Raw genomic sequence first — 24,935 nt, 5'->3', positions numbered from 1 at the left:
CCCGTAGACGCTCACAAGGGTTCCCCGTCAGCTGTGCGGGCGGTGTAACTCCTGGTGAACGGCTCGGGAGACATCTGCGTAATGGCCGTTTCGTACGGTCGACGGAGATCTAGTCGTCGAGCTCAGGAGGCGTGCCCGTGGCGCGGACGGTCTGCTCGTACTGCGGCGTCGGCTGCGGCCTGGTGCTCGACATCGGGCGGGGCCCGGACGGCCGCCGTACGGTCCTGAAGGCCTCCGGCGACAAGGAGCACCCCGCCAACTTCGGCAAGCTCTGCACCAAGGGCGCCACGACCGCCGACATGCTCGCCGCGCCCGGCCGGCTGACCACGGCCCTGGTACGGCCCGAGCGCGGCGAGGAGCCGGTGGCCGAGGCCGTCGGCACGGCGATCACCGAGACGGCCCGGCGGCTGCGGGAGATCGTCGACGAGCACGGCCCCGACGCCGTCGCCCTCTACGTGTCCGGGCAGCTGAGCCTGGAGGCGCAGTACCTGGCCAACAAGCTGGCCAAGGGGTTCCTGCGCACCAACCAGATCGAGTCGAATTCGCGGCTGTGCATGGCCAGCGCCGGCACCGGCTACAAGCTCTCCCTCGGCGCGGACGGGCCGCCCGGCTCGTACCAGGATTTCGACAAAGCCGACCTCTTCCTCGTCATCGGCTCCAACACGGCCGACTGCCACCCCATCCTCTTCCTGCGCATGATGGAGCGGGTCAAGGCCTCGGGCGCCAAGGTGATCGTCGTCGACCCGCGGCGCACCGCCACCGCGGCCAAGGCCGACCTGTTCCTCCAGATCAGGCCGGGCACCGACCTCGCCCTCCTCAACGGCCTGCTGCACCTCCTGCACGCGAACGGCGACACCGACCCCGACTTCATCGCCGCCCACACCGAAGGCTGGGAGGCGATGCCGGAGTTCCTCGCCGACCACCCGCCCGCCGCGGTGGCCGAGACGACCGGCCTCGCCGAGGAGGACATCCGGGAGGCCGCTCGGCTCATCGGCGCGGCCGGTGAGTGGATGAGCCTGTGGACCATGGGCCTCAACCAGTCCACGCACGGCACCTGGAACACCAACGCCCTGGTCAACCTCCACCTGGCGACCGGCGCGATCTGCCGCCCCGGCAGCGGCCCGTTCTCCCTCACCGGTCAGCCCAACGCCATGGGCGGCCGCGAGATGGGCTACATGGGCCCCGGCCTGCCCGGCCAGCGGTCCGTCCTCGTCGACGAGGAGCGGGCCTTCGTCGAGGACCTCTGGGAGCTGCCCCCGGACACCCTGCGCGCCGACGGCGTCGGCAAGGGCACCGTCGAGATGTTCCGGAAGATGGCCGACGGCGAGATCAAGGCCTGCTGGATCATCTGCACCAACCCGGTCGCCTCCGTCGCGGGCCGCCGCACCGTCATCGAGGGCCTGGAGGCCGCCGAGTTCGTCGTCACCCAGGACGTCTTCGCCGATACCGAGACCAACGCGTACGCCGACGTCGTCCTGCCCGGCGCGATGTGGACCGAGGGCGACGGCGTCTTCGTCAACAGCGAGCGCAACCTCACCCTGACCCCGGCCGTCGTGGACCCGCCCGGCGAGGCCATGGCGGACTGGCGGATCATCGCCGCCGTCGCCCGCGAGATGGGCTACGAGAAGGGCTTCTCCTACGACAGCGCCGAGCAGGTCTTCGAGGAGATCAAGCGGGCCTGGAACCCGAAGACCGGCTGGGACCTGCGCGGGGTCTCCTACGACCGGCTGCGCGAGACGCCGGTGCAGTGGCCCTCGGCGAGCGCGGACGGGCCCGACCGGAACCCGATCCGGTACGTCGACGAGGACGGCACCCTCCGCTTCCCGACCCCGAGCGGGCGGGGCGTCTTCTTCGCCCGGCCGCACCTCCCGCCCGCCGAGCTGCCGGACGACGACTACCCCTTCGTCCTGAACACCGGGCGGCTCCAGCACCAGTGGCACACGCTGACCAAGACGTCCAGGGTGGCGAAGCTGAACAAGCTGAACCCCGGGCCCTTCGTGGAGCTGCATCCCGAGGACGCCTCGGCGCTGGGCGTGGCCGACGGCGACTCCGTCGAGGTGGCCTCCCGGCGCGGGCGGGCCGTGCTGCCCGCCGTCGTGACGGACCGGGTACGGCCCGGGTGCTGCTTCGCGCCCTTCCACTGGAACGACCTCTTCGGGGAGTACCTCAGCGTCAACGCGGTGACCAGCGACGCGGTCGATCCACTGTCGTTCCAGCCGGAGTTCAAGGTGTGCGCGGTGTCGCTGACGAAGGTGGCGGTGCCGGTCGCTCTGCGGTCTCCGGGGCCTGGGGGTGCTTCTGTCGAGGCGGCTGCGGCGGCTGCGGCGGCTGCGGCGGCTGGGGTGGCCGGGGCGGCTGGGGTGGCTGGGGCGGCTGGGGATGCTTCCGTCGAGGCCACGGCCGCGTCGGTCTTCGGTCTCGACCCCGCACCGCCGCCCGTTCTCAGCGCGCAGGAACGCCAGTACCTGGTCGGATTCCTCGCCGGGATCCCGGCGGGATCGCCCGGGGTGCCGGTGCTGCCTCCCGGCGCGCCCTTCAGCCCCGAGCACGCCTTGTGGGTCAACGGCACACTCGCCGGGATGTACTCCCGGGCGGCCGCCACACAGGCAACCACCACACAGACCTCGGCCACACCCTCCTCGGGCACGATCCTGCGCCGTGAGGTCGTCATCCTGTGGGCCTCGCAGACGGGGACCGCCGAGGAGTTCGCGGCCGCCACCGCCGAACGCCTCAGCACCGTCGGGCACAGCACCTCCCTGGTCGGCATGGACCAGGCCGACCTGGGTCAACTGCCGCCCTCCGCCGACCTGTTGCTGATCACCAGCACCTTCGGCGACGGCGACGCCCCCGACAACGGCAGCGGATTCTGGGAGACCCTGGCCGACCCCGGCACTCCCCGTCTGGAGGGCCGGCGGTACGCGGTCCTGGCCTTCGGCGACTCGTCGTACGACGACTTCTGCGGACACGGCCGCCGGCTCGACCAGCGCCTCGGTGAACTGGGTGCACTGCGGCTCGCCCCCCGTACGGACTGCGAACCGGACTTCGAGGACGCGGCCCACGGCTGGCTGGACGAGGTCCTGACGGCACTCGCGGGGGAGGAGGGGAGCGCTGCGCTGGAGGCCGGGTCCGGCGCCACCGGGCTCACGGGTGGCGGGGTCGGCCTGCCGGGTGGTGGTGTCGGTGTGCCGGGTGCCGAGGTCGGCCTGCCGAGTGGCGGGGTAGGTCTGCCGGGCGCCGGGGTCCGCCTGCCGGATGCCCCGGTCGGCCTCGTAGGCCGCGGTCTTCCCGCGGTGCCCTCCGCAGTGCCCGCCCCCGCCCCCGTCGCCCCGCGTCCGCGTAAACCCGCCCCCGTCCTCGCCCGCCTCACCGGCAACCGCCTCCTGAGCCTGCCCGGCGCCGGGAAGGAGGTCCGGCGGTTCACCTTCGACACCCGGGACAGCGAGACCCCGTTCCTGTACGACGCCGGTGACGCGCTCGGTATCCGGCCGCTCAACTCGGCGGACCTGGTCGAGGAGTGGCTCGCGGTGACCGGCCTCGACGCGACGGCCGCCGTGGACGTGAACGGCGTGGGCGAGGTCCCGCTCGGCGAGGCCTTCCTGCGACACCTGGACATCACCCGGATCACCCCCGCCCTGCTCCGCTTCGTCGCCGAACGCGCCCGTGATCCAAGGGAGTTGAAGAAGCTCCTGCGCCCCGACAACAAGGACGAGCTGGCCAAGTGGGGCTGGGGGCGGCAGGCCGTGGACGTGATCACCGAGTACGGCGTGCGGGCCGCCCCGCAGGACTGGGCGCGGACCCTCGGACGCCTCCAGCCGCGGCTGTACTCCATCTCGTCCAGCCCCCTCACCGACCCGCACCTCGTCTCGCTCACCGTCTCCGTCGTGCGTTACGAGAACCTGCGCGGCACGCCCCGCCAGGGCGTCTGCTCACCCTTCCTGGCCGACGCCGCCGCGGGCACCCCGGTGCCGGTGCACGTCCAGCGCTCCCCGCACTTCCGCCCGCCCGCCGATCCCGCCACACCGATGGTCATGGTCGGCCCCGGCACCGGCGTCGCCCCTTTCATCGGCTTCCTGGAACAGCGCCGCGCCCTCGGCGGACGGGGCCCCGCCTGGCTGTTCTTCGGCGAACAGCACCGAGCGACCGACTTCTACTACGAGGACGAGCTGGCCGCCTTCCTCGCCGACGGCACCCTCACCCGCCTGGACACCGCCTTCTCCCGCGACCAGCGCGCCAAGGTCTACGTCCAGGACCGGATGCGTGAGCACGGCCCGCTGCTGTGGTCCTGGCTCCAGGACGGCGCCCACTTCTACGTGTGCGGCGACGCCTCCCGCATGGCGAAGGACGTGGACCGTGCGCTGAGGGACATCGTGGCGCTGCACGGCGGTTTCGACGAGGCGGGCGCGGCGGCCTACGTGAAGCAACTCGCCACGGACAAGCGCTATGTGCGGGACATCTACTGACCAGACTGCCGGACGGGCGGTGAACCACCCATGGGAGTATCGGTCGCCATGAGGGCATCCCCTGCGGTCCGCAGCCTGCGCGCGGCGGTGTTCGCCGCGTTGTGCGTGCTGCTGGCCGCCGGGGGACACGCCCTGGCCACCGGCATGACACCGCCGGTGTGGGCACAGGCGGCCGGGTTCCTGCCGGTGTTCGCGGCCGGCTGGCTGCTCGGCGGCCGGGAACGCTCGCTCGGAGCCATCGGCGCGGCGACCCTCACCTCCCAGGCCGCACTGCACCTGGCCTTCGGCACAGCCGGCTCCCACCCCACGGCGGCCCAGCAGGGCATGGGGATGTCCCACATGGTCATGCCGCACACGGTCAGGGCCCACATGGCCGTGCACGGCATGCGGATGATCCACACCACCACCCCGCCGCCGCACGCCGTCACCCCGCACGCCACAGCCGCCCACCTCTCCGCCGCCCTCCTGCTGACCTGGTGGCTGCGGCGCGGCGAGGCCGCCCTGTGGTCGCTCCTGCGCCGTTCCGTCGCGCTGGTCCCCGGTCTCGCCGCCTGGTGGCAGGGCTACGGCGAGCCGGCCGCCCCGGACCCGGCGTCCCCGGCCCCCGCCCACGGCACCCGCACGCCCCGCCCCCTCCTGCTCCACCACACGGTCCACCGGCGCGGACCGCCCACGACGATCCCGTACGCGATCTGACACCTCTCTTCCTCTCTTCCTCTGGTACGGAGATCCCTCACCCATGTCCCGCGCACACACCGCCCTGCGCCGCGCCGGCCTCGGCACCGCCGTCGCCGCCGCCGCGCTCCTGACCGCCGCCGGAGTCGCCTCCGCGCACGTCACCGTCCACCCCGACAGCTACGCCAAGGGCGCCACCGACGGCGTCCTCAGCTTCCGCGTCCCAGACGAGAGCGACACCACGAGCACCACGAAGGTCCAGCTGTTCCTGCCCACCGACCACCCGCTGCTCGGCGTGCTGGTCTCCCCGCACGACGGCTGGACCGCCACGGTCACCGACACCAAGCTCAAGACGCCGGTCAAGACCGACGACGGCACGATCACCGACGCGGTCTCCGAGATCACCTGGACCGGCGGGAAGATCGCGCCGGGCCACTACGAGGACTTCGACGTCGCCTTCGGCCAGCTCCCCGACGACACCGCCGAGTTGTCCTTCAAGACTCTCCAGACGTACTCCGACGGCAAGGTCGTCCGCTGGATCGAGGAGGCCGCCAAGGGCGACGAGGAACCGGAGAACCCGGCCCCGGTCCTCAAGCTCACGTCGGCCACCAACTCCGGCACGGCGACGAAGAGTCCGGCCGCCACCCCAAGTACCACGAAGGCCTCGGCGAGCGACTCAACGGCCCGCGGTCTCGGTGCCGCCGGACTGGTCGTGGGAGTGCTCGGCCTCGCGGCCGGGGCCTTCGCCGTCGTCAGGAGCCGCGCCGCCAAGTGAGCAGTCACCTGTGGATTTCCGTACCCACAGGTGGTTCTCGGTGCCCGAATGGGAGGATGAGGCGCCATGACAGCAGGGTGGTGTTCCCGCACGCTACGGGCCGCGGTGTTCGCGGCCGTCTGCGTGCTGCTCGCCGCTCTGGGCCACGTCCTCATGTCCGGCGCCCATGTGCCGGGCCGGACGCTGGCCGCGGGCCTGGTCGTGACCGGGTGCGCGGGCTGGTGTCTGGCCGGCCGTGAACGCGGGCTGCCCCTGATCGTCGCCGTCGCCGTCGGTGCCCAGACGGCCCTCCACACGGCTTTCTCCCTCGCACAGCCCACTCCAGCGGCGCCGGACATGGGCGCGATGCACATGGAGTCCATGCACACGAGCGGCATGGACTCCATGGACACGGCTCAGCTGGGGGCCTCGTCGGGCGTCGGCGCCCTCGCGTACTGGCTGCCTTTCGGCATGTACGCCGCCCACCTGATCGCCGCACTGGCCACCGGCCTCTGGCTGGCGTACGGCGAACGGGCCGTCTTCCGCATCCTGCGGGCCGTGGCCGGGCGGCTGGTCGCCCCGCTGCGGCTGCTGCTCGCCCTGCCCACGACCCCGCACCGGCCACGCGTGCGGATGCGCCGGGCCCGGTCGGAACGGGCGCCGCGGCTCGTCCTTCTCGTCCACGCGATCACCCATCGCGGTCCGCCTGCGGGGACGGCTGTCGCCTGACGACAGCTGGTGCCCCGGGGCCGCCCCTGTGCGCCCCGGGCCTCGGTCGTCCGCCCCTGGGGCGTCGTACGACCGCTTCCTCACCGGAGAGCCGCGCACCCCTGTGCGCCCGAGCGCTCCGGATCACGGCTGACCCGAGAAGGACACCTGGTGATCACTTCCACCCTGCCTGCGCCTGCCCTCGCCCCCGACGACCTCCGTGCCCGGCGCGAGGCCGCCGACGCCTCCGCCACCGCCTGGGCGCTCGCCGCCCGCGCGGGCGACGCCGACGCCGTCGACCACTTCGTGCGCGCCCTGCACCGGGACGTGCTGCGCTATGTCTCCCACCTGTGCGGCGACCCCCAGGCCGTGGACGACCTGGCCCAGGACACGTTCCTGCGGGCGCTCGGCAGTCTGCACCGGTTCGAGGGGCGGTCCTCGGCGCGGGCGTGGGTGCTGTCCATCGCCCGCCGCGCGGTGGTCGACGGCTTCCGGCACGCGGCGGTGCGGCCCCGCCGGTACGACGGTGCCGACTGGCAGGCGGCGGTGGAGCGGGCGCAGCCTCACGGTGTGCCGGGCTTCGAGGACGGGATAGCGCTGGTCGAACTGCTGGGGGCATTGTCCGAGGAGCGGCGGGAGGCGTTCGTGCTCACGCAGATGCTGGGGTTGTCGTACGAGGAGGCCGCGGTGGTGAGCGGGTGTCCGGTGGGGACGGTGCGGTCTCGCGTGGCGCGGGCCAGGGGGGTGCTGATGGAGCTGGTGGTCTGAGGCCGGTGGGCGGCTGCGGGTTCGTTGTGGCTGGTCGCGCCCGCGCGGCGGTAGCCGCAAATTCGGCACAGCCCCGCGCCTCCAACCAACTCCGCTCACTGTTGCTTGCGCAGCAACCTGGCTGCCGTGCCCGCCGCCGCCAGGCCTGCCAAGCCCGCTCCGGCCAAAGTCAGTGCCCTCGCCCTCCGGCTCGGTGGTGTCGGCCTCGCTCCCGGGGCCACGCCGTACGCGCTGCCCGGGGCTCCCGGGATCGCGCTCGCCAGGACTTCCGCGAGGTGGACCGCCTCGTGGCCGCCGCTGTCGAACTCGTGGATCTGGGTGCGGCAGCTGAAGCCGTCGGCCAGGACCACTGTCTCCGGGGGCTCCTCCCGCAGGCGGGGGAGGAGTACCCGCTCCGCACAGGCCTCGCTGACCTCCAGGTGGCCCGGTTCGAAGCCGAAGTTGCCGGCGAGGCCGCAGCAGCCGGAGTCCAGCTGCTCGGCGTCGACGCCGGCGCGCCGCAGGAGCTCCCGGTCGGCCTGCCAGTCCAGGACCGCGTGCTGGTGGCAGTGGACCTGGGCGAGGGCCTTCGCGGAGCGGTCGGGGACGCGCGGGGGCTCGTAGCCGGGGGAGTGCTCGGTGAGCAGTTCGGCGAGCGTCACCGTCCGGTCGCGCAGCCGCCGTACGTCGTGGTCGCCGGGGAACATCTCGGGCGCGTCCGAGCGGAACACCGCCGTGCAGCTGGGCTCCAGGCCGACCACCAGGCCGCCCGCCCGCACGTGTTCGGCGAGCGTGCGCACGGTCCGGCTCAACACCTTCTCCGCGGTCGCCAGTTGGCCGGTCGAGATCCAGGTCAGGCCGCAGCACAGCGGCTCCTCGGGAAGGATCACCCGCCAGCCCGCGTGCTCCATGAGGGTCACGGCCGCCCGCCCGATGTGCGGGTGGAAGTGGTTGGTGAAGGTGTCCGGCCACAGCAGGACGCTGCCGCGCGCCCCGTCCCCGTAGGGCTCGTGCCGGGCGAACCACTGCTGGAGGGTCTCCCCGGCGAACAGTGGCACCTCGCGGTTCTCGACACCGGCGAGCGCCACAGCCGCCCTCGACAGCGGCGGGGTGTGGGTCAACGCGTTGACGAGCGGCCCGAGTCGGGCGCGTCCGACGAGCTGCGCCACCGCGGGCAGCCAGCCCATCGACAGGTGCGCGCGGGGCCTGCGCCACCAGCGGCCCTCGTAGTGGTGGGAGAGGAACTCCGCCTTGTAGGTGGCCATGTCGACGTCCGCCGGGCAGTCCTTCTTGCAGCCCTTGCAGGCGAGACACAGGTCGAGGGCGTCCCGGACGGCCTCGGAGCGCCAGCCGTCCCGGATCGGGCTGTCGCCGTGTCCGTCGAGCATCTCGAACAGCAGCCGGGCCCGTCCGCGCGTGGAGTGCTCCTCCTCGTGGGTGACCTGGTAGGAAGGGCACATCACCGCGCCGCCGTCGGTGGTGTGCTGACGGCACTTCCCCACCCCGACACAGCGGTTGGCGGCCTCGGCGAAGGACCCGCCGTCGTGCGGGAAGCGGAAGTGCAGCTCGCGGGGGTCGTAGGGGGCCCAGTCGCCGCCGAGCCGCAGGTTCTCGTCCAGCCGGTACGGCGCCACCACCTTGCCGGGGTTCATCCGGTCCAGCGGGTCGAAGACGCCCTTCAACTCGCCGAAGGCGGTGACGAGTCGGTTCCCGAACATGCGGGGCAGCAGCTCGCCGCGGCTCTGTCCGTCGCCGTGCTCCCCGGACAGGGAGCCGCCGAACTCGACGACCAGGTCGGCGGCCCGCTCCATGAAGCGCCGGTAGGTGGCCACCCCGTCGGCGGAGTACAGGTCGAAGGGGATCCGGGTGTGCACGCAGCCGTGGCCGAAGTGGCCGTAGAGACTGGGCCCGGTGTCGCTGAGGTAGCCGAACTCGTCGTACAGGGCTTGCAGTCGGCGCAGATAGTCGCCGAGCCGTGCGGGCGGGACCGCGGAGTCCTCCCAGCCCTCGAAAGTGTCGGGGCGGCCCGGGATGTGCGCGGTGGCGCCGAGTCCGGCCTCGCGGACCTGCCACAACTCCTGCTCGTGGGAAGGGTCGTCGAGGAACGCGATGTCGGGGTCGTGCTCGGAGTGGTGCAGGCCGTCGAGCATGCGGTGGGCGTTCTCGTCGGCCTCCTGGTGGGTTTCTCCGCCGAACTGCACCATCAAGTAGGCGTTGCCGTCGGGTAGTTCGGCGCGCGCCTTGGGGTTGAGGCGCTTGATCCGCTCGTCCTCGATCAGCCGGGCGTCGAGGCCCTCCAGCGCGATCGGCTCGTACGGCAGGATGGCCGGGACGGCGTCGGCGGCCGACTCGATGTCGGGGAACCCGAGGACCACCAGGGTGCGTTCCCTGACGACCGGCACCAGCTTCAGCTCCGCGCGCAGCACCGTGACGAGGGTGGACTCGCTGCCCACCAGCAACCCGGCGACGTCGAAGCCGTGTTCCGGCAGCAGGGAGTCGAGGTTGTAACCGGAGACCCGGCGCGGGATGTCCGGGAAGCGGGCGCGGATCTCCTCGCCGTAGGTGTCGCGCAGGGCCCGCAACCGCCGGTACACGGTGGCCCGTAGATCTCCCTGCCGTTCGATCTCCGCGTACTCCTCGTCGCTGGTACGACCGCACCAGAACCGGGTGCCGTCGTACAGCTGCACCTCCAGGCGGGCGATGTTGTCGACGACCTTGCCGTACGCCTGCGCGGTGGCTCCGCAGGAGTTGTTGCCGATCATGCCGCCGATGGTGCAGTTGGCGTGGGTGGCCGGCTCGGGGCCGAACCGCAGCCCGGTCGGGGCGAGTTGCCGGTTGAGTTCGTCGAGGACGATGCCCGGCTGGACGACACAGGTGCGGGCCTCCTCGTCCACGGACTCCACGCGGTCGCAGTACTTCGACCAGTCGATCACCACGGCCGTGTTGGTGCACTGTCCGGCCAGGCTGGTCCCGCCGCCCCGGGACAGCACCGGCGCGTCGTGCTCGCGGGCCACGGCCAGCGCCTCCGCCGCCGCCTCCGGGGTACGGGGCACGACCACGCCGATCGGGGTCTGGCGGAAGTTCGAGGCATCGGTCGAGTAGGCGGCCCGGCTCCCGGCGTCGAAGCGGACCTCGCCGTCGACCCGCTCGCGCAGCGCGCGCTCCAGGGCGGCGGGGTCCGGAGGGGGCGCGTCGGGCCGTCGTACGACGGGAACGGGCAGGTCGGAGGTCGCCATGAACCCCTCCTTCGGTCGGGCGCGGGCACCGGCCGGGTACCCGCAACCGCACCGCTGACTACTCCGGCGCCGCCTCCTCGGCGAGCTCCGGCATCAGGGCGCACAGCGCCTCGCGCTGGTCGGGGCCCATGAACCGGGCCAGGGCCGCCTTGACCGTCTCGGCGAGGGTGCCGGACGCCTGCTCGATGAGGTTCCGCGCCTTCTCGGTGAGCGCCACCTCGACGCCCCGCTTGTCGCCGCAGACCGATTTGCGGGTGACGAGTCCGGCGTGCTGGAGACAGGCGATCTGGTAGGTGAGGCGGGTCTTGGGGCGGCCCAGCAGCTCGGCGATCCGGGTCATGCGCAGGCCCTCCCGGGGGCCCGTGGCGAGCAGGCACAGGACCAGGAACTCGTCGTGCGAGACGTCCAGCCGTTCCTTGACCACGCCCCGCAGCTCCTGCTCCACGGCGCCGGTCGCGGCCAGCATCAGCATCCAGGCGTGCAGCTCGGCGGGCAGGAGTCCGTCACCTGCGGCGGAGGGACAGTCGGAGTGGTCGGCCATGGCTTCGATTCTACCCGTTGTCCAAATTTGAATAATCCGCTAGCGTGGCGTCATCCAAATTTGGACTACCTGAGTGAGGAACCATGTCCGTCGCCGTCGAAACCGGAACCTGGCAGCTCGACCGGACCGCCACCACCGTCGCCCTGAAGCACAAGACGATGTGGGGCCTGGTCACGGTCAAGGGCGCCTTCGCCACCGTGGACGGTCAGGGCGAGGTGCGGGCCGACGGGTCCGCCGTCGGCACCGTGACCCTCGACGCGGCCTCCCTCGACACCAAGAACGCCAAGCGCGACGAGCACCTGCGCGGTGCCGACTTCTTCGATGTCGCGAACCACCCCGAGATCACCTTCGCGGTGCGCAGCGCCGAACTGCGCGACGGCGACCAGGTGCACGTGGTGGGCCAGCTGACCGTCCGGGGCATCAGCCGCCCGCAGTCCTTCACCGGCCGGATCAGCGACGCAAGCGCCGACGCGGTCACGGTCGACGCCGAGTTCACCGTCGACCGCGACCAGTTCGGCCTCGGCTGGAACCAGCTGGGCATGATCCGCGGCCTGACCACGGTCGACGCCACGCTCCGCTTCAAGCGGTCGGCAGCGTGAGGTAGGCGCTCGACAGCGTCTGCGGCGACGAGGTGAACACGCGCAGCCGGACCTGCTGGTGCTTGTGCGGCAGCGCGTACGTCCCGTCCGGCGGCCGCAGTTCGTAGACGGCCGTGGCGTGGGCGGGCAGCGTGGCCGGCCCCCGCACCACCGTGAAGTACGGGTACATGCCCTGGCCACGGGTCAGGGTGAAGTGGGGCGTGAGCGCCTCGTCGTCCGTGTTGGTCACCCGGAGGGTCAGCCGGGAGAGCGCCCGGGTGTCGTGCCGGACCCCGGCGAGCTCCAGGCGCAGGGGCGGTGAGCCGGTGACCGCCAGGGCCGCGCTCGCCAGCGCCGGGGCCAGCAGCACGGCCGCGACGACCCGCGCGCGACGCCGGTCCGCCCCGCCCAGCCGCCGGGCGAACGGTTGCCAGGCCCCCGCGAACTCCGTCGCGGGCGCGGTCACCGCCGCCGCCAGCCACAGCGGGGTCATCATCAGGTAGTAGCCGTCCTGCGAACGCGTCGCCAGCCAGAACGCCAGCCACGGCAGCACGGTCGCCGCAGGGCCGAGCCGGCGCACGAACAGCACCGACAGCGTCAACATGCCGGCGAGCAGCAGCACACTGGCGTACCCGTACCAGTCCAGCCGGTCGCTGCCGTTCGTGAGATACAGCGAGACGCCCACCAGGCCCTGGCCGTGCAGCACCGCGCCCTGGATCAGCGGCAGCGCGATCCCCTTCAGCCACGCGACCGGCTGGGTCACCACGAAGTACGCGTCGATCAGCAGCCATACGGCGGCGGCGACCCCGGCGAGCCGCAGCACCACCAGGCCCGCCGCCCGCGCCCCGAGCTCCCCGCGCCGCACGGCGTAGATCCCGGCCAGCAGGAACGGCGCGAGGAACCACGGCAACTGCTGCGCCGCGCACGCCGCTCCCAGACAGGCCGCCTGCGTCACCCCGGCGGGGCCCAGCCGCCCGCCCCGCCCGATCCGGGGCCAGCGCACCACCACCGGGACCATCAGGGCCAGCGCCAGGATCGCGGGATAGCCGAGCCGGCCGTACATCTCGATCATCGAGAAGCCGAGGCACGCCATGGTCGCCGCCGAGCGCCAGGGCGTCGGCAGCAGCCACCACAGCACGACCGTGCCGACGAGCAGCGCGCCCGTGCTCATCGCGATGGCCGGCAGACTGCCGTGCCCGAGCCAGAGCAGGGGAGCGGTGAGCAGCGGGGCGAGCGGGGGATAGCCGTACGTGTAGTCGTAGCCGCCCGTGACCGTCGGGGTGAGGGCGATGCCCTTGCCGCCGAAGAGCCAGGGCCAGGGACGGCCGTAGATCCCGTGCCCGGCGGCCAGGTCGTGCGCGGCCTGGGTGGTGAGGACGGACTCGTCGGAGCCGCGGTGGAACAGCGCGAACGTGCACAGGGCGAGCGTCAGGCCGGTCACCAGGACGCACAGGTCCACGCGGGCCAGGGACCGCCGGCCGCGCACCACCAGGGCCAGCGCGCCGCACGCGAGGATCGAGGCATAGCAGAGCGAGATGACCGCGGCCAGGGCGATCCGGTGGGTGGCCGCCTGGGTCCACACCTCACGGGTGCCGATGAGGAGGCTGACGTCCGCGAGCAGGGTCAGGACGCGATGCCATTGCGTGGGGGGTTCAGGCTCGGCGGACACCGCGGGCCGGGTGGCCCGGTCGGGTGCCGACAGCTGAGTATCTGCCAGGAACACGGCATCGGACGCTAATCGGGGCCGGTGAGGGGGGTGGGGCAGGAGGCCAAGAGTCCGGTGTGAGGCGGGTAAGACCCTTTCGTCACGATGAGCGGGGGCGCGTGGGGCTGCCGAGGCGGTCGCGGACCGTGTCGTTGTTGGGCCGAACGGGTGACTTGGCGTAAGAATTGGCTGGTGCAGGCAATGAAGGCGAGTCGGAGCGGGGGCAGCCGGTGAACAGGTACGACGTCACCGATGAACAGTGGGAGGGGCTCGCCCAGGTCGTTCCGTTGCGAGGGCGGGACGCGTGGCCGTCCGCGATCGACCACCGGACGGTGCCGGAGGCCCCTACCGAGGCCCGGCGCCGGTTCGTCGTCCTGCGGATCAACGTCTTCGCGGACGCCCGTGAGGTCGCCGAGACGCTCATGGCGGGCATCCCCGTCCTCCTCGACCTCACCGGCGCGGAGACGGAGGTCGCCAAACGGGTCCTCGACTTCAGCACCGGGGTCGTGTTCGGCCTGGCCAGCGGGATGCACCGGGTGGACCGCAACGTGTTCCTGCTGACGCCGGCGGGGACCGAGGTGACGGGGTTGATGGAGCAGGCGGGGGTGCCGGGGGTCTGACGGCCGGGGCGCTTCCGGGCGGGTGGCCGCGGTGTGAAGCCGGCGGGGCCGTTCGCCCGATCGTAGGAAGGCCGTCGGGGAGGAACGGTTCCCCCGTGGGCGGAGTCCTACGGTCCGGATATGCGTGTGTCCCCCACCTCCTCCGTCGTCCCGGCCCAGTCGGCCTCCCCGCTCGCGGAGTCGTCGCACGGCGGTGAGTCGCCCTCCCCGCTCGCGGAGTCGTCGCGCAGCGGTGAGCACCGCCCCGACCGGCCGTGTCTCACCGAACTCCGGCTCTCCGCGTACGCCGTGCACCGCCGCGTCGTCCTGCCGATCGGGCCGCTGACCCTGTTCGCCGGCCCCAGCGGAAGCGGCAAGACCGCTGCGCTCCGGGCCTACGAGGCACTCGCGAGGCTCGGCGGCGGCGCGAGCCTCGTCGAGGTCTTCCCCGACCCCGGCGCCTGCGTCCCCGACCGGGCACGCCCCGACGCCCAGCACCGCCGCGGCTTCCGGATCGGCTGCACCGCGGACGGCCCCGAGGGACCGGTCCGCCTCGACGTCGCCGTCCAGGCCGAGCCCCAACTGCGCATCGTGGGGGAGCGGTTGAGCTCCGGCGGGCTCGTCCTCCTGGAGACCGCCCTGCGCGACCCCGCCCGCCGCGCCGTCCAGGCCGCCTGGCACACCGCCGGGACCGCCCCGGTCACCCGCGCCCCGCTCCCGGACGACCGCCTCGGCACCGCCCTGCTGCCGCTGCGGGTGGCCGGCAAGACGGACGGGCAGCGGCACGTCCTCGCGGCCGCCGAGCAGATGGTCGTCGCCCTGCGCTCCGTCTTCGGCTGCGACCCGCGCCCCGGACGCATGCGCCTGCCCGTGCCGACCGGCTCCGGACGGCTGCTCGGCGGCTGCGACAACCTCGCCGACGTCCTGTGGCGCACGCGCTCGGAATGCTCCCGGCGGCACGCCCAACTCGTCGCCGCGGTGCGGGCCGGATGCGCGGGACCCGTCGCCGACGTCCTCGCCGAGCCCCTGCTCACCGGGGCGGTGCGGGCGCTGCTCGACCGCGGGGACGGCGGCCGTACGGAGCTCGGGCGGCTGGGCGACGGCGAGTTGAGGTACCTGGCCCTCGCGCTCGTCCTGCTCACCGGACCCGGTGTGCTGGAGGTCGACCCGGCCGGCGAGGTGCCGGCGGCCATGCAGACGCTCACCGTGCTCGCCGACAACCTCGACCGCGGACTGGATCCACGGCAGCGGGCCGAACTGCTACGGCTGGCCCTGCGGATGTGCGAGCGCGGACACATCCGGCTGGTCGGCGCGGTGAGCGACGCCTCGTGGGCCGCCGGGACGGACGGCGTCACAGTGGTACACCTGGAGCCGTGACCGAACCTCTCGACGTGGCGAAGCTCCAGCGCAGACTGGCCGAGTTCGCGGCCGCCCGCGCCTGGCAGCCGTACCACACGCCCAAGAACCTCGTCGCCGCGCTCAGCGTGGAGGCCTCCGAACTGGTCGAGATCTTCCAGTGGTTGACGCCGGAGGAGTCCGCGCGGGTCATGGACGACCCCGGCACCGCGCACCGCGTCACGGACGAGATCGCCGACGTGCTCGCATATCTGCTCCAGCTGTGCGAGGTGCTCGGCGTCGACCCGTTGGCCGCGCTCTCCGCGAAGATCGACCGGAACGAACGGCGCTTTCCCGCGCCGTGAGGAGCGCGGCCCTGACGAACCCGCCCCCGAGGAGCGGTCCACTCCCCTTTCACTCTCCGTGATGAAAAGCTGTGCCGAAATCGATTCGTTGTCCACAGATTTCCGCCTACCTCTGGCTTTTCGTTCCGAGCGACCTCACTCTGGGTAGTGAACAAGGGAGTTCGGGCGGACGTGCCGGGGGTACGTCGCGACAGACGGGGGCAGCCGATGGACGCGGTGCGGCTCATCGTGACGAGCAGGCGTGCCCTGGCCGGTGGCGGTGAGCCGCCTCAGGTCATGGCCGAGGTGTGGCAGGCGCAGGCCCTGGCCCAGGCCATAGGGAGTCGCCTCGCGGTCGCCGGACCGCCCGAACTCCGAGGCGAGGCACTCGGGTTGACCGAGCTCGCGGGGCGCGGCTGCGGGGTCCTGGACCGCCCCGACATCGCCCTCGCGGAGCTGCGGGCCGCCCAGCTCACCGACCTCGGCGACGCCCGCCAGGCCCTCCAGTACCTCGGGGGCCTCCTCGGCGAGGTCGGCATCGCCCTGGTCGGCCTCGCGTGCGCGGCGGACGACGAGACGACGTACTGGCAGTGCATGGAGGCGATCGACGCGGCGGACGAGTCCCGGGACCGGGTCCTCCAGATGCTGCGAAGACTGGCGGACCGGGGGGAGGGACTGACTGAACGGGAGGCGGGGTGAGTTCTTCGGCCGCGGGCCGGTGGGGGTTGTTCGCGCAGTTGCCCGCGCCCCTGAGTGGGTGCAGTCGAACCCTGCCCAGCTGTACCCACCTGCTTTCAGGGGCGCGGGGAACTGCGCGACCAGCCCCCAACCACCCGCACCCGAAGACAGACCTCAGCCGGCCTCCTCCTCACCGACCCCCCGCCCAGAACCCCGACCAGCTTCGCCCTGGAGCTGGCCGGGTGGCACCTGCGGTCGCTGGACGGGGAAGACCCCGGCGCACCGCGCCCCGAGGCTCCCCGGCCGCAGCTCGCCCTGCCGCCGGGTCCGTCGGCCCCCGAGCCGTCCACGCCCCAGAGCTGGCGCACTCGGGACAGCGCTGACCGTGTGCTGGATCAACTGGTTTCGAGGACGAGTTCGCAGACCTGGAGGACGACGATGAAGGCTGACCGGCGCAGGGAGACAAAGCGGCGGCTGCGGGAGATCAAGCGCGACCCGGCGTCGGCCGAGCCGGGCGAGGCCCAGCACCTGACGGCCGAGTACCGGCCGCTCCGGTCGGCCGAACGCGACCCGGCGGCCGACCGGCCCGAACGCACTCTGTCCGACACCCTGCTGCCCGACGGCCTGACCGAGGCCGACCGGGCCGCCGTGGAGACGTGGCCGCCGGAACTGCGCGCCCGGCTGCACGATCGCGCCCTGACCCGGCAGATCCTGCCCTGGCGGGATTGAGCTGGGCTTCTGTGAATCGTGGGCGCTACGGCCTGTCCGCCTGTGTTTACCTGGCAGGCTGGCGGGCCGTGATCATGCCCGATTAGCGACAGTGAATTGACGTCGCCCCAGGTCAGACGTCCTGTGATTCCTCGGGTGGAAAACCCGCTTCGATCTTTAGGTCGGACAAATCCGCGTTCAGTGCCGCCATCAACTCCTCCATCTGCTGCAACAACCCCTTCGGCTGCCCAGCCCCCGCAGTCAGCGGCACGGTTCCTTCGGACATGACGGCCTCCTCGGCCCAAAAACCCACGCGGGTAACGGATGGCGCACCGGCGACGACAAGCCGGTTCCGCCCGAGCCAACGATCACCAAAGAGCCCGGTCACTGGCACAGTCAGCCCTCGCGCACCCCGTGGACGGATTTTCACCCGACCGGGGACGGCGGCACGGCGGAGGTCACAGGGACCGGTGAGGCCACAGCGCACCCCTGCGTGCAGGATGGAGACATGGATCTGCGCATCTTCACCGAGCCCCAGCAGGGCGCGAGCTACGACACCCTCCTGACCGTCGCGAAGGCCACCGAGGATCTGGGCTTCGACGCCTTCTTCCGTTCGGACCACTACCTCAAGATGGGCGACGGGGACGGCCTCCCCGGCCCCACCGACGCCTGGATCACCCTCGCCGGTCTCGCGCGCGAGACCAAGCGCATCCGCCTCGGCACCCTGATGACCGCCGCCACCTTCCGGCTGCCCGGCGTCCTCGCCATCCAGGTCGCCCAGGTCGACCAGATGTCCGGCGGCCGTGTCGAACTGGGCCTGGGCGCGGGCTGGTTCGAGGAGGAGCACCAGGCGTACGGCATCCCGTTCCCGAAGGAGAAGTTCGCGCGCCTGGAGGAGCAGCTGGAGATCGTCACCGGCCTGTGGGCCACCGGGCCCGGCGACACCTTCGACTTCCACGGCGAGCACTACGACCTCACGAAGTCGCCTGCGCTGCCCAAGCCCGCCCAGGACAGGATCCCCGTGCTGATCGGCGGCCACGGCGCCAAGCGGACCCCGCGGCTCGCCGCCCGCTACGCCGACGAGTTCAACCTGCCGTTCGGCTCGGTCGAGGACAGCGAGAAGCAGTTCGGCCGGGTCCGCGCCGCCGCCCAGGAGGCGGGCCGCGCGGCCGACGCGATCACCTTCTCCAACGCCCTCGTCGTCTGCGTCGGCAAGGACGACCAGGAGGTCGCCCGCCGTGCCGCGGCGATCGGCCGCGAGGTCGACGAGCTCAAGGAGAACGGCCTGGCCGGCACTCCAGCCGAGGTCGTCGACAAGATCGGCCGCTACGCCGCCGTCGGCTCCCGCCGCGTCTACCTCCAGGTCCTCGACCTCGACGACCTTGACCACCTGGAGCTGATCTCCGCCCAGGTCCAGTCGCAGCTGACGTAACAGGTCCAGACAGGTCCAGTCGCCGCTGCCGTAAATCGAAGGCGCTGGTCACAGCCCCTGTGCGAAGCTGAGGACGTCGTCCTGCCGAGCCCCCAGGATCACCTTTCCTGGGGGCTCTCGCGCGCACGGCACCCTGTACCGTCCACCGGCCGGAAAGGCCCTCACCATGTTCCTGACCCTCACCACCACCGGCACTCCCGAGCGCCCCGCCACCGACCTCGGCTACCTGCTGCACAAGCATCCCGAGAAGGCGCAGGCGTTCTCCACCTCCTACGGCAGGGCGCACGTCCTCTACCCCGAGGCGGACGATCAGCGCTGCACGGCCGCGCTGCTCCTGGAGGTCGACACGGTGGCGCTGGTCAGGCGCGGCAAGGGCAAGGGACGCGGCGGCGCCCCCGACGCGGCCCTCGCGCAGTACGTCAACGACCGCCCGTACGCGGCCTCCTCGCTGCTCGCGGTGGCCCTGAGCGCGGTGTTCTCCAGCGCGATGCGCGGGGTGTGCGTCGCCCGGCCCGAACTGCCCGCGCAGGCACGGCCGTTGCGCATCGAGGTCCCCGCACTCCCGGCGCGCGGCGGCCCGGCGCTCGTCCAGCGGCTGTTCGAGCCGCTCGGCTGGACCGTGACCGTCGAACCGGTCGCGCTGGACGCCGAGTTCCCGGAGTGGGGCGACTCGCGCTACGTCCGGCTCGAACTGGAGTCCGCGGAGCTCACCGTCGCCGAGGCGCTGCGCCACCTGTACGTCCTGCTCCCGGTCCTCGACGACGCCAAGCACTACTGGGTGGCCCCCGACGAGGTCGACAAGCTGCTCCGCGCCGGTGAGGGCTGGCTGCCCGCACACCCCGAGCAGAAGCTGATCACCAGCCGCTACCTCTCCCGCCGCTGGTCGCTGACGCGTGAGGCGATGGAGCGCCTGGAGCTGGTGCGGCTCGCCGAGGCCGACGACAGCGAGGTCGAGGACATCGACAACGCCGTCGAGGCGGACACCGAGACCGAGGAGAAGCCCACCCCGCTCGCCGTGCAGCGCCGCGAGGCCATCCTGGACGCGCTGCGCGCCGCGGGGGCGGCCAGGGTGCTCGATCTCGGCTGCGGACAGGGCCAGTTGGTGCAGGCGCTGCTCAAGGACCCGAGGTTCACCGAGATCGTCGGCGTCGACGTGTCCGTGCGGGCTCTGACCATCGCCTCCCGGCGGCTCAAGCTGGACCGCATGGGCGAGCGGATGGCCTCCCGCGTCCAGCTCCTCCAGGGCTCGCTCGCCTACACCGACAAGCGGCTCCAGGGGTACGACGCCGCCGTGCTCAGCGAGGTGGTCGAGCACCTCGACCTGCCGAGGCTGCCCGCCCTGGAGTACGCGGTCTTCGGCGCGGCCCGCCCCCGGACCGTCCTGGTGACGACCCCGAACGTCGAGTACAACGTCCGCTGGGAGTCGCTCCCGGCCGGCCATGTCCGCCACGGCGACCACCGCTTCGAGTGGACCCGCGAGGAGTTCCGGGCCTGGGCGACCTCGGTGGCCGAACGCCACGGCTACGAGGTGGAGTTCCGGCCCGTGGGCCCTGACGACCCCGAGGTCGGACCGCCCACGCAGATGGCCGTCTTCGAACTGAGCACAGCTACGCCGAGCACCGCTGTCAGGAACGAGAACAGCAACGAGAACAGCAACGAGAACAGCAACGAGAAGGAGGCGAAGGCGGCATGACCGAGACCCAGCGCACGGGGCGCACTCTCCCCGTCACCGACCTCTCCCTCGTGGTCCTCGTGGGCGCCTCCGGCTCCGGCAAGTCCACCTTCGCCCGGCGGCACTTCAAGCCGACCGAGGTGATCTCCTCCGACTTCTGCCGGGGCCTGGTCTCCGACGACGAGAACGACCAGGGCGCCACCAAGGACGCCTTCGACGTCCTCCACTACATCGCCGGCAAGCGCCTGGCGGCCGGCCGCCGTACGGTCGTCGACGCGACCAGCGTGCAGTCGGACTCCCGACGCCAGCTGATCGACCTGGCCAAGCAGTACGACGTGCTGCCCATCGCCATCGTCCTGGACGTCCCCGAGGAGGTGTGCGCCGAGCGGAACGCGGGCCGCACCGACCGGGCCGACATGCCGGTCCGGGTCATCAAGCGGCACATCCGCGAACTGCGGCGCTCCATCCGTCACTTGGAGCGCGAGGGCTTCCGCAAGGTGCACGTCCTGCGCGGGGTGGCGGACATCGAGAACGCCACCGTCGTCACCGAGAAGCGCTTCAACGACCTGACCCACCTCACCGGCCCCTTCGACATCGTCGGCGACATCCACGGCTGCGCCGCCGAACTGGAGACCCTGCTGGGCAAGTTGGGCTACACCGACGGCGTCCACCCCGAGGGCCGTACCGCGGTCTTCGTCGGTGACCTCGTCGACCGCGGCCCGGACAGCCCCGGGGTGCTGCGCCGCGTGATGTCGATGGTCAAGTCGGGCAACGCGCTGTGTGTGCCGGGCAACCACGAGAACAAGTACGGGCGTTACCTCAAGGGCCGCAAGGTCCAGCACACCCACGGCCTCGCGGAGACCATCGAGCAGATGGAGACCGTCTCCGACGAGTTCCGGGCCGAGGTACGGGAGTTCATCGACGGGCTCGTCAGCCACTACGTCCTGGACGGCGGCCGTCTGGTGGTCTGCCACGCCGGTCTGCCGGAGAAGTACCACGGCCGCACCTCCGGACGGGTGCGCTCGCACGCACTGTACGGCGAGACCACCGGCGAGACCGACGAGTTCGGGCTGCCGGTGCGCTATCCGTGGGCGGAGGACTACCGCGGCCGGGCGGCCGTGGTCTACGGCCACACCCCCGTCCCGGAGGCGACCTGGCTCAACAACACGATCTGCCTGGACACCGGTGCCGTCTTCGGCGGCAAGCTCACCGCGCTGCGCTGGCCGGAGCGCGAGCTGGTCGACGTACCGGCGCAGCAGGTCTGGTACGAGCCGGTCAAGCCCCTCAAGTCGGAGGCGCCCGGCGGTCAGGACGGCCGGCCGCTCGACCTCGCCGACGTGCACGGCCGCAGGGCCGTCGAGACCCGGCACCAGGGCCGGGTCGCCGTCCGGGAGGAGAACGCGGCGGCCGCCCTGGAGGTCATGAGCCGTTTCGCGGTGGACCCGCGGCTGCTGCCGTACCTCCCGCCGACCATGGCCCCGACGGCCACCAGCCGTGAAGAGGGCTACCTCGAGCACCCGGCGGAGGCGTTCGCGCAGTACGCCGAGGACGGGGTCGAGCGGGTCGTGTGCGAGGAGAAGCACATGGGCTCGCGGGCGGTGGCCCTGGTCTGCCGGGACGCGGACGCGGCCCGCAGGCGCTTCGGCGTGGACGGCCCGACCGGCTCCCTCTACACCCGGACCGGACGGCCGTTCTTCGACGACGGGTCGGTGACGGAGGAGGTCCTGGACCGGCTGCGGGCGGCGATCGGCGAGGCCGGCCTGTGGTCCGAACTCGACACGGACTGGCTGCTGTTGGACGCCGAGCTGATGCCGTGGTCGCTGAAGGCCGCGGGGCTGCTGCGCTCGCAGTACGCGGCCGTCGGTGCCGCGTCCGGTGCGGTGTTCCCGGGGGTGCTGGCCGCGCTGAAGGGGGCGGCGGACCGGGGCGTGGAGGTGTCGGACCTGCTCGCCCGTCAGCGTGAACGAGCGGACGCGGCAGGGGCGTTCACCGATGCGTACCGCCGCTACTGCTGGACCACCGACGGCCTGGACGGCGTCCGCCTGGCACCGTTCCAGATCCTCGCGGTCCAGGGCCGCAGTCTGGCCGGGCTGCCGCACGACGAGCAACTGGCCCTGTTGGACCGGCTGGTGGAGCACGACCCGACCGGGCTGCTCCAGACCACCCGCCGCCTCTACGTCGACACCGGTGACCCGGAGTCGGTGCGGGCGGGCGTCGACTGGTGGCTGGAGATGACCGGCCGGGGCGGCGAGGGCATGGTCGTCAAGCCGCTCGGCGCGGTGGTCCGCAGCACCGAGGGCCGCCTGGTCCAGCCCGGCATCAAGTGCCGGGGCCGGGAGTACCTGAGGATCATCTACGGCCCCGAGTACACCCGCCCGGAGAACCTGGAGCGGCTGCGCAAGAGGTTCCTGAACCACAAGCGCTCCCTCGCGATCCGCGAGTACGCCCTCGGCCTGGAGGCGCTGGACCGACTGGCGGAGGGCGAGCCGCTGTGGCGGGTGCACGAGGCGGTGTTCGGGGTGCTGGCCCTGGAGTCGGAACCGGTCGACCCGCGGCTGTGAGCCGGAGCCCCGTGGGGTGAGCGACGGTCTCTCACCGAGCCTGGGTCCGGTGGGGCGGGCGGCCGGGCGGTCGCTCACCGATCCGCGGGGCGGTGGGGTGGGCGGCCGGTCGGTCAGTCACCGATCCGCGGGGCTGTGGGGTGAACGACCGATCGAGCACTCACCGAGCCGCGGGCCGGTGGGGTGGGTGCCCGTAGGCCACTCACCCCACCAACCGCAGCCGCTCGGCGCAGACCCCTACCTCCACCGTCTGCCCCCAGGTCAGCTCCAGCGCGTCCCCCTCCATCCCGTCCCCGAAGGCGATCAGCCGTTCGGACTCGACGGTGAGGCGGAGACGGGCGCGGGCCGCGAGTTCGCCGGCGGTCAGCGAGGTGCCGGTGGCCGGGGACGGCCAGGCCTCGCGCACGAACCACACCAGGCGGTTCTCCGTCGGCTCCGGCAGTCGCAGGCGGGCGCCCCGCTCCTGCCACACCGACCGGAGCCAGCCCGTGGCCCCCGTCCCCGTCCCCACCAGCACCCCGGAGGAAGCCTGGGCCTCGACGACACCCCCGTCGCCCTCCAGGCCCAGGCGGTATCGGGCGGTCTGATGACCGCCGGCGCCCAGGTAGATCTCGTTCAGCGCGACGAGCCGCTGGGTGTCGTCGGCGACGGCCTCGACCATCGTCAGCTCGTCGACGCTCCGGCCGGCCACCGCGAGCAGTCCGGCCGTGTCCCGCGGGCGGTGCCGTACCAGGACCCCGGGGTTACGGCCGGGATCGGTGTCGATGCCCAGCACCGGTTGCCCGGAGAGGTACTTGGCCACATTGGCCACCAGTCCGTCCTGCCCGACCACGACGACGACGTCCTCGGGGGCGAACAGGAAGCGGTCCAGGTCGGCGCGCTCGACCCGTGCCTGACGCCACGTCAGCGGGATCGCGGACGTCACGTCGGCGAGCGCCTGCCGGACCCGCTCGTGACGCTCGGCGACCTCGCGGATGTCCCGGCCCCGGGAGGACAGGAAGAAGGCCGCCTGTCCGTGTGTGCCGTGGTGGGCCACCAACTCCTCGTACTCCGTGGTGCGATGGACCAGCACGGCCCGCGGGGCGAGACTCACTCCGGCTCCCGCGCGCCCAGCCTCGCGAGCAGCCCCGTCAGCACGTCCGGCGAGATCGTCACGCTGTCGATGTGCGGCAGGTTCTCCGCGAGCCGGGTCCCGGTGAGGGCGTGCAGGGTGGCGACGTCGACGTCCCCGTGCACCTGCAACCAGGCGGCCTGTGCCTGTGCCTTGGCGTCACCGACCGTGCGCACCCCTTCGGCCTCCGCGCGGGCGAGCCGTACCGAACGGGCCGCCTCCGCCTCCGCCCGTACCGCGTCCGCGGCCGCGTGCTCCTCCGCCTCCCGGCGTGCGTTGGTGCCGCGCTGCTCAACCAACTGTTCTTCCCTGCGCGCCAGTTCGATCTGGCTGGCGAGTTCGTTCTCGGCGATGGCGCGCTCCCGCTCGACGGCCACGGCACGCCGTTCGTAGGTCGCCCGGTCCGCCTCCTGCTGGATCTGCTCACGGGCCGGGGTGCGCAGCGCCCGCTCCACCTCCGGCTCGGGGCGCACCGCCATCACGCGGACGGCGACCACCTCGATGCCGGTGGCCGGCAGCCGGGGTTCGGCGTCCAGACCCGCCCGGATCCGCTCGCGCACCGCGGACACGCCGTCCACGAGCGCGGCGGACAGGGATGTCCTCGTCAGGACGTCCAGCGCGTGCTGCTGGGCCGTCTCCGTGAGCAGGGTGCCCAGCTGCTCCAGGGGCGCGCCCCGCCACACCCCGGTGTCGGGGTCGATCGAGAAGTCCAGGCGGGCGGCGGCGAGGGCCGGGTCGCCGATCCGGTAGGTCACCGTCGCCTGCACGGCCACGTCCTGGAAGTCGGATGTACGGGCGTGGAAGGTCATGGCCAACTCGCGGTCGTCGACCGGCACTTCGGAGAGCGCGGCGGTCAGTGCGCGGAACCAGAAGCTGAGTCCGGGGCCGTCGTGCAGCAGCTTGCCGCCGCGGTGGTGCCGGATGTGCGCCGTGGGTGCGCCACGCAGGTGGCGCCAGCCGAAGCGCCGGGTGATGTCGGCCATCAGGTCTCTCCCTCTTTTCGTCTGTACGACGATAAGCGAGGCGGTCGTTTATCGTCAAGGGGACGACAAGAGGAAATCCGTGCGAATGGAGGGGTCAACAGGCTCCCC

At 72.4% G+C, this 24,935-nt stretch carries 20 protein-coding genes; 14 read left to right on the top strand and 6 right to left on the bottom strand.

Annotated features, from left to right (window positions below; genetic code table 11):
* The first annotated feature begins 137 nt into the window (after nucleotides 1-137).
* The 5 genes from IF54_RS0102690 to IF54_RS0102670 all read left to right on the top strand — a co-directional run bounded on the left by IF54_RS0102690 (nucleotide 138) and on the right by IF54_RS0102670 (nucleotide 7,365).
* Nucleotides 138-4,460, top strand: coding sequence for a molybdopterin-dependent oxidoreductase (locus IF54_RS0102690; protein WP_051735297.1), 4,323 nt, complete (start codon nucleotides 138-140; stop codon nucleotides 4,458-4,460).
* A 48-nt stretch (nucleotides 4,461-4,508) separates the two neighbouring features.
* Complete coding sequence (locus tag IF54_RS0102685; RefSeq protein ID WP_030314024.1) at nucleotides 4,509-5,156, top strand: hypothetical protein; 648 nt, start codon at nucleotides 4,509-4,511, stop codon at nucleotides 5,154-5,156.
* Nucleotides 5,157-5,199: 43 nt separating this feature from the next.
* Nucleotides 5,200-5,910, top strand: coding sequence for a YcnI family protein (locus tag IF54_RS0102680; protein ID WP_030314023.1), 711 nt, complete (start codon nucleotides 5,200-5,202; stop codon nucleotides 5,908-5,910).
* A gap of 66 nt (nucleotides 5,911-5,976) precedes the next feature.
* A complete protein-coding gene (locus IF54_RS0102675; protein WP_030314022.1) occupies nucleotides 5,977-6,618 on the top strand; it encodes a hypothetical protein in 642 nt (213 codons plus the stop codon).
* A gap of 150 nt (nucleotides 6,619-6,768) precedes the next feature.
* Complete coding sequence (locus IF54_RS0102670) at nucleotides 6,769-7,365, top strand: sigma-70 family RNA polymerase sigma factor (protein WP_030314020.1); 597 nt, start codon at nucleotides 6,769-6,771, stop codon at nucleotides 7,363-7,365.
* 95 nt (nucleotides 7,366-7,460) lie between these two features.
* Here the strand turns inward: IF54_RS0102670 and IF54_RS0102665 are convergent, their stop codons facing one another.
* Both IF54_RS0102665 and IF54_RS0102660 read right to left on the bottom strand, forming a co-directional pair.
* Entirely contained in the window at nucleotides 7,461-10,580 is a 3,120-nt protein-coding gene (locus IF54_RS0102665; RefSeq protein WP_037819079.1) for an FAD-binding and (Fe-S)-binding domain-containing protein, read from the bottom strand.
* Nucleotides 10,581-10,638: 58 nt separating this feature from the next.
* Nucleotides 10,639-11,121, bottom strand: a complete 483-nt coding sequence (locus tag IF54_RS0102660) for a MarR family winged helix-turn-helix transcriptional regulator (RefSeq protein ID WP_030314016.1) — start codon at nucleotides 11,119-11,121, stop codon at nucleotides 10,639-10,641.
* An 83-nt stretch (nucleotides 11,122-11,204) separates the two neighbouring features.
* On the opposite strand from IF54_RS0102660, the gene IF54_RS0102655 reads away from it, so the two are divergent.
* Nucleotides 11,205-11,720 carry a YceI family protein gene (locus IF54_RS0102655; RefSeq protein WP_030314014.1) on the top strand — a complete coding sequence of 172 codons (516 nt, stop codon included), beginning with the start codon at nucleotides 11,205-11,207 and terminating at the stop codon, nucleotides 11,718-11,720.
* Here IF54_RS0102655 and IF54_RS0102650 read toward each other — a convergent pair.
* Entirely contained in the window at nucleotides 11,701-13,368 is a 1,668-nt protein-coding gene (locus IF54_RS0102650) for a hypothetical protein (RefSeq protein WP_030314008.1), read from the bottom strand. The genes IF54_RS0102655 and IF54_RS0102650 overlap by 20 nt on opposite strands.
* A gap of 266 nt (nucleotides 13,369-13,634) precedes the next feature.
* Between IF54_RS0102650 and IF54_RS0102645 the strand changes: the two genes are divergently transcribed.
* The 5 genes from IF54_RS0102645 (at nucleotide 13,635) to IF54_RS0102625 (ending at nucleotide 17,089) form a co-directional block, all read left to right on the top strand.
* Complete coding sequence (locus IF54_RS0102645) at nucleotides 13,635-14,024, top strand: cell division protein SepF (protein WP_030314005.1); 390 nt, start codon at nucleotides 13,635-13,637, stop codon at nucleotides 14,022-14,024.
* A gap of 120 nt (nucleotides 14,025-14,144) precedes the next feature.
* The gene (locus tag IF54_RS0102640; protein WP_030314004.1) at nucleotides 14,145-15,380 is read left to right on the top strand and encodes an ATP-binding protein; all 1,236 of its coding nucleotides are present in this window, start codon (nucleotides 14,145-14,147) and stop codon (nucleotides 15,378-15,380) included.
* Nucleotides 15,377-15,703 (top strand): nucleotide pyrophosphohydrolase, encoded by a 327-nt coding sequence (locus IF54_RS0102635; RefSeq protein ID WP_030314003.1) that lies wholly within the window; start codon nucleotides 15,377-15,379, stop codon nucleotides 15,701-15,703. The genes IF54_RS0102640 and IF54_RS0102635 overlap by 4 nt, the downstream gene beginning before the upstream one ends.
* A 207-nt stretch (nucleotides 15,704-15,910) precedes the next feature.
* The gene (locus IF54_RS0102630) at nucleotides 15,911-16,381 is read left to right on the top strand and encodes a DUF6099 family protein (protein WP_030314002.1); all 471 of its coding nucleotides are present in this window, start codon (nucleotides 15,911-15,913) and stop codon (nucleotides 16,379-16,381) included.
* Nucleotides 16,382-16,798: 417 nt separating this feature from the next.
* Nucleotides 16,799-17,089, top strand: a complete 291-nt coding sequence (locus IF54_RS0102625) for a hypothetical protein (protein ID WP_030314001.1) — start codon at nucleotides 16,799-16,801, stop codon at nucleotides 17,087-17,089.
* Nucleotides 17,090-17,201: 112 nt separating this feature from the next.
* Here IF54_RS0102625 and IF54_RS42915 read toward each other — a convergent pair whose 3' ends face one another.
* Nucleotides 17,202-17,354, bottom strand: coding sequence for a hypothetical protein (locus IF54_RS42915; protein WP_199821166.1), 153 nt, complete (start codon nucleotides 17,352-17,354; stop codon nucleotides 17,202-17,204).
* Between the two features lie 222 nt (nucleotides 17,355-17,576).
* On the opposite strand from IF54_RS42915, the gene IF54_RS0102615 reads away from it, so the two are divergent.
* From IF54_RS0102615 to IF54_RS0102605, 3 genes are all read left to right on the top strand, one after another.
* The gene (locus IF54_RS0102615; RefSeq protein ID WP_030314000.1) at nucleotides 17,577-18,500 is read left to right on the top strand and encodes an LLM class F420-dependent oxidoreductase; all 924 of its coding nucleotides are present in this window, start codon (nucleotides 17,577-17,579) and stop codon (nucleotides 18,498-18,500) included.
* Nucleotides 18,501-18,666: 166 nt separating this feature from the next.
* Nucleotides 18,667-20,193, top strand: coding sequence for a 3' terminal RNA ribose 2'-O-methyltransferase Hen1 (locus IF54_RS0102610; RefSeq protein WP_030313998.1), 1,527 nt, complete (start codon nucleotides 18,667-18,669; stop codon nucleotides 20,191-20,193).
* Nucleotides 20,190-22,733 carry a polynucleotide kinase-phosphatase gene (locus tag IF54_RS0102605; RefSeq protein ID WP_030313996.1) on the top strand — a complete coding sequence of 848 codons (2,544 nt, stop codon included), beginning with the start codon at nucleotides 20,190-20,192 and terminating at the stop codon, nucleotides 22,731-22,733. Before IF54_RS0102610 ends, IF54_RS0102605 begins: the two co-directional genes overlap by 4 nt.
* Before the next feature lie 202 nt (nucleotides 22,734-22,935).
* Here the strand turns inward: IF54_RS0102605 and IF54_RS0102600 are convergent, their stop codons facing one another.
* Together IF54_RS0102600 and IF54_RS0102595 are read right to left on the bottom strand one after the other, a co-directional pair.
* Complete coding sequence (locus IF54_RS0102600) at nucleotides 22,936-23,826, bottom strand: NAD(+)/NADH kinase (RefSeq protein WP_030313994.1); 891 nt, start codon at nucleotides 23,824-23,826, stop codon at nucleotides 22,936-22,938.
* Nucleotides 23,823-24,827: an SPFH domain-containing protein gene (locus IF54_RS0102595; protein ID WP_020133902.1), complete on the bottom strand. Its 1,005-nt coding sequence runs from the start codon at nucleotides 24,825-24,827 to the stop codon at nucleotides 23,823-23,825. The genes IF54_RS0102600 and IF54_RS0102595 overlap by 4 nt, the downstream gene beginning before the upstream one ends.
* Between the last annotated feature and the right edge of the window lie 108 nt (nucleotides 24,828-24,935).

This window comes from Streptomyces sp. NRRL B-3229, assembly GCF_000719505.1.
Classification (GTDB): Bacteria; Actinomycetota; Actinomycetes; order Streptomycetales; family Streptomycetaceae; genus Streptomyces; species Streptomyces griseorubiginosus.
Note: the sequence above shows the minus strand (reverse complement) of the source record. Positions and strands in the feature narration are given on the sequence as shown.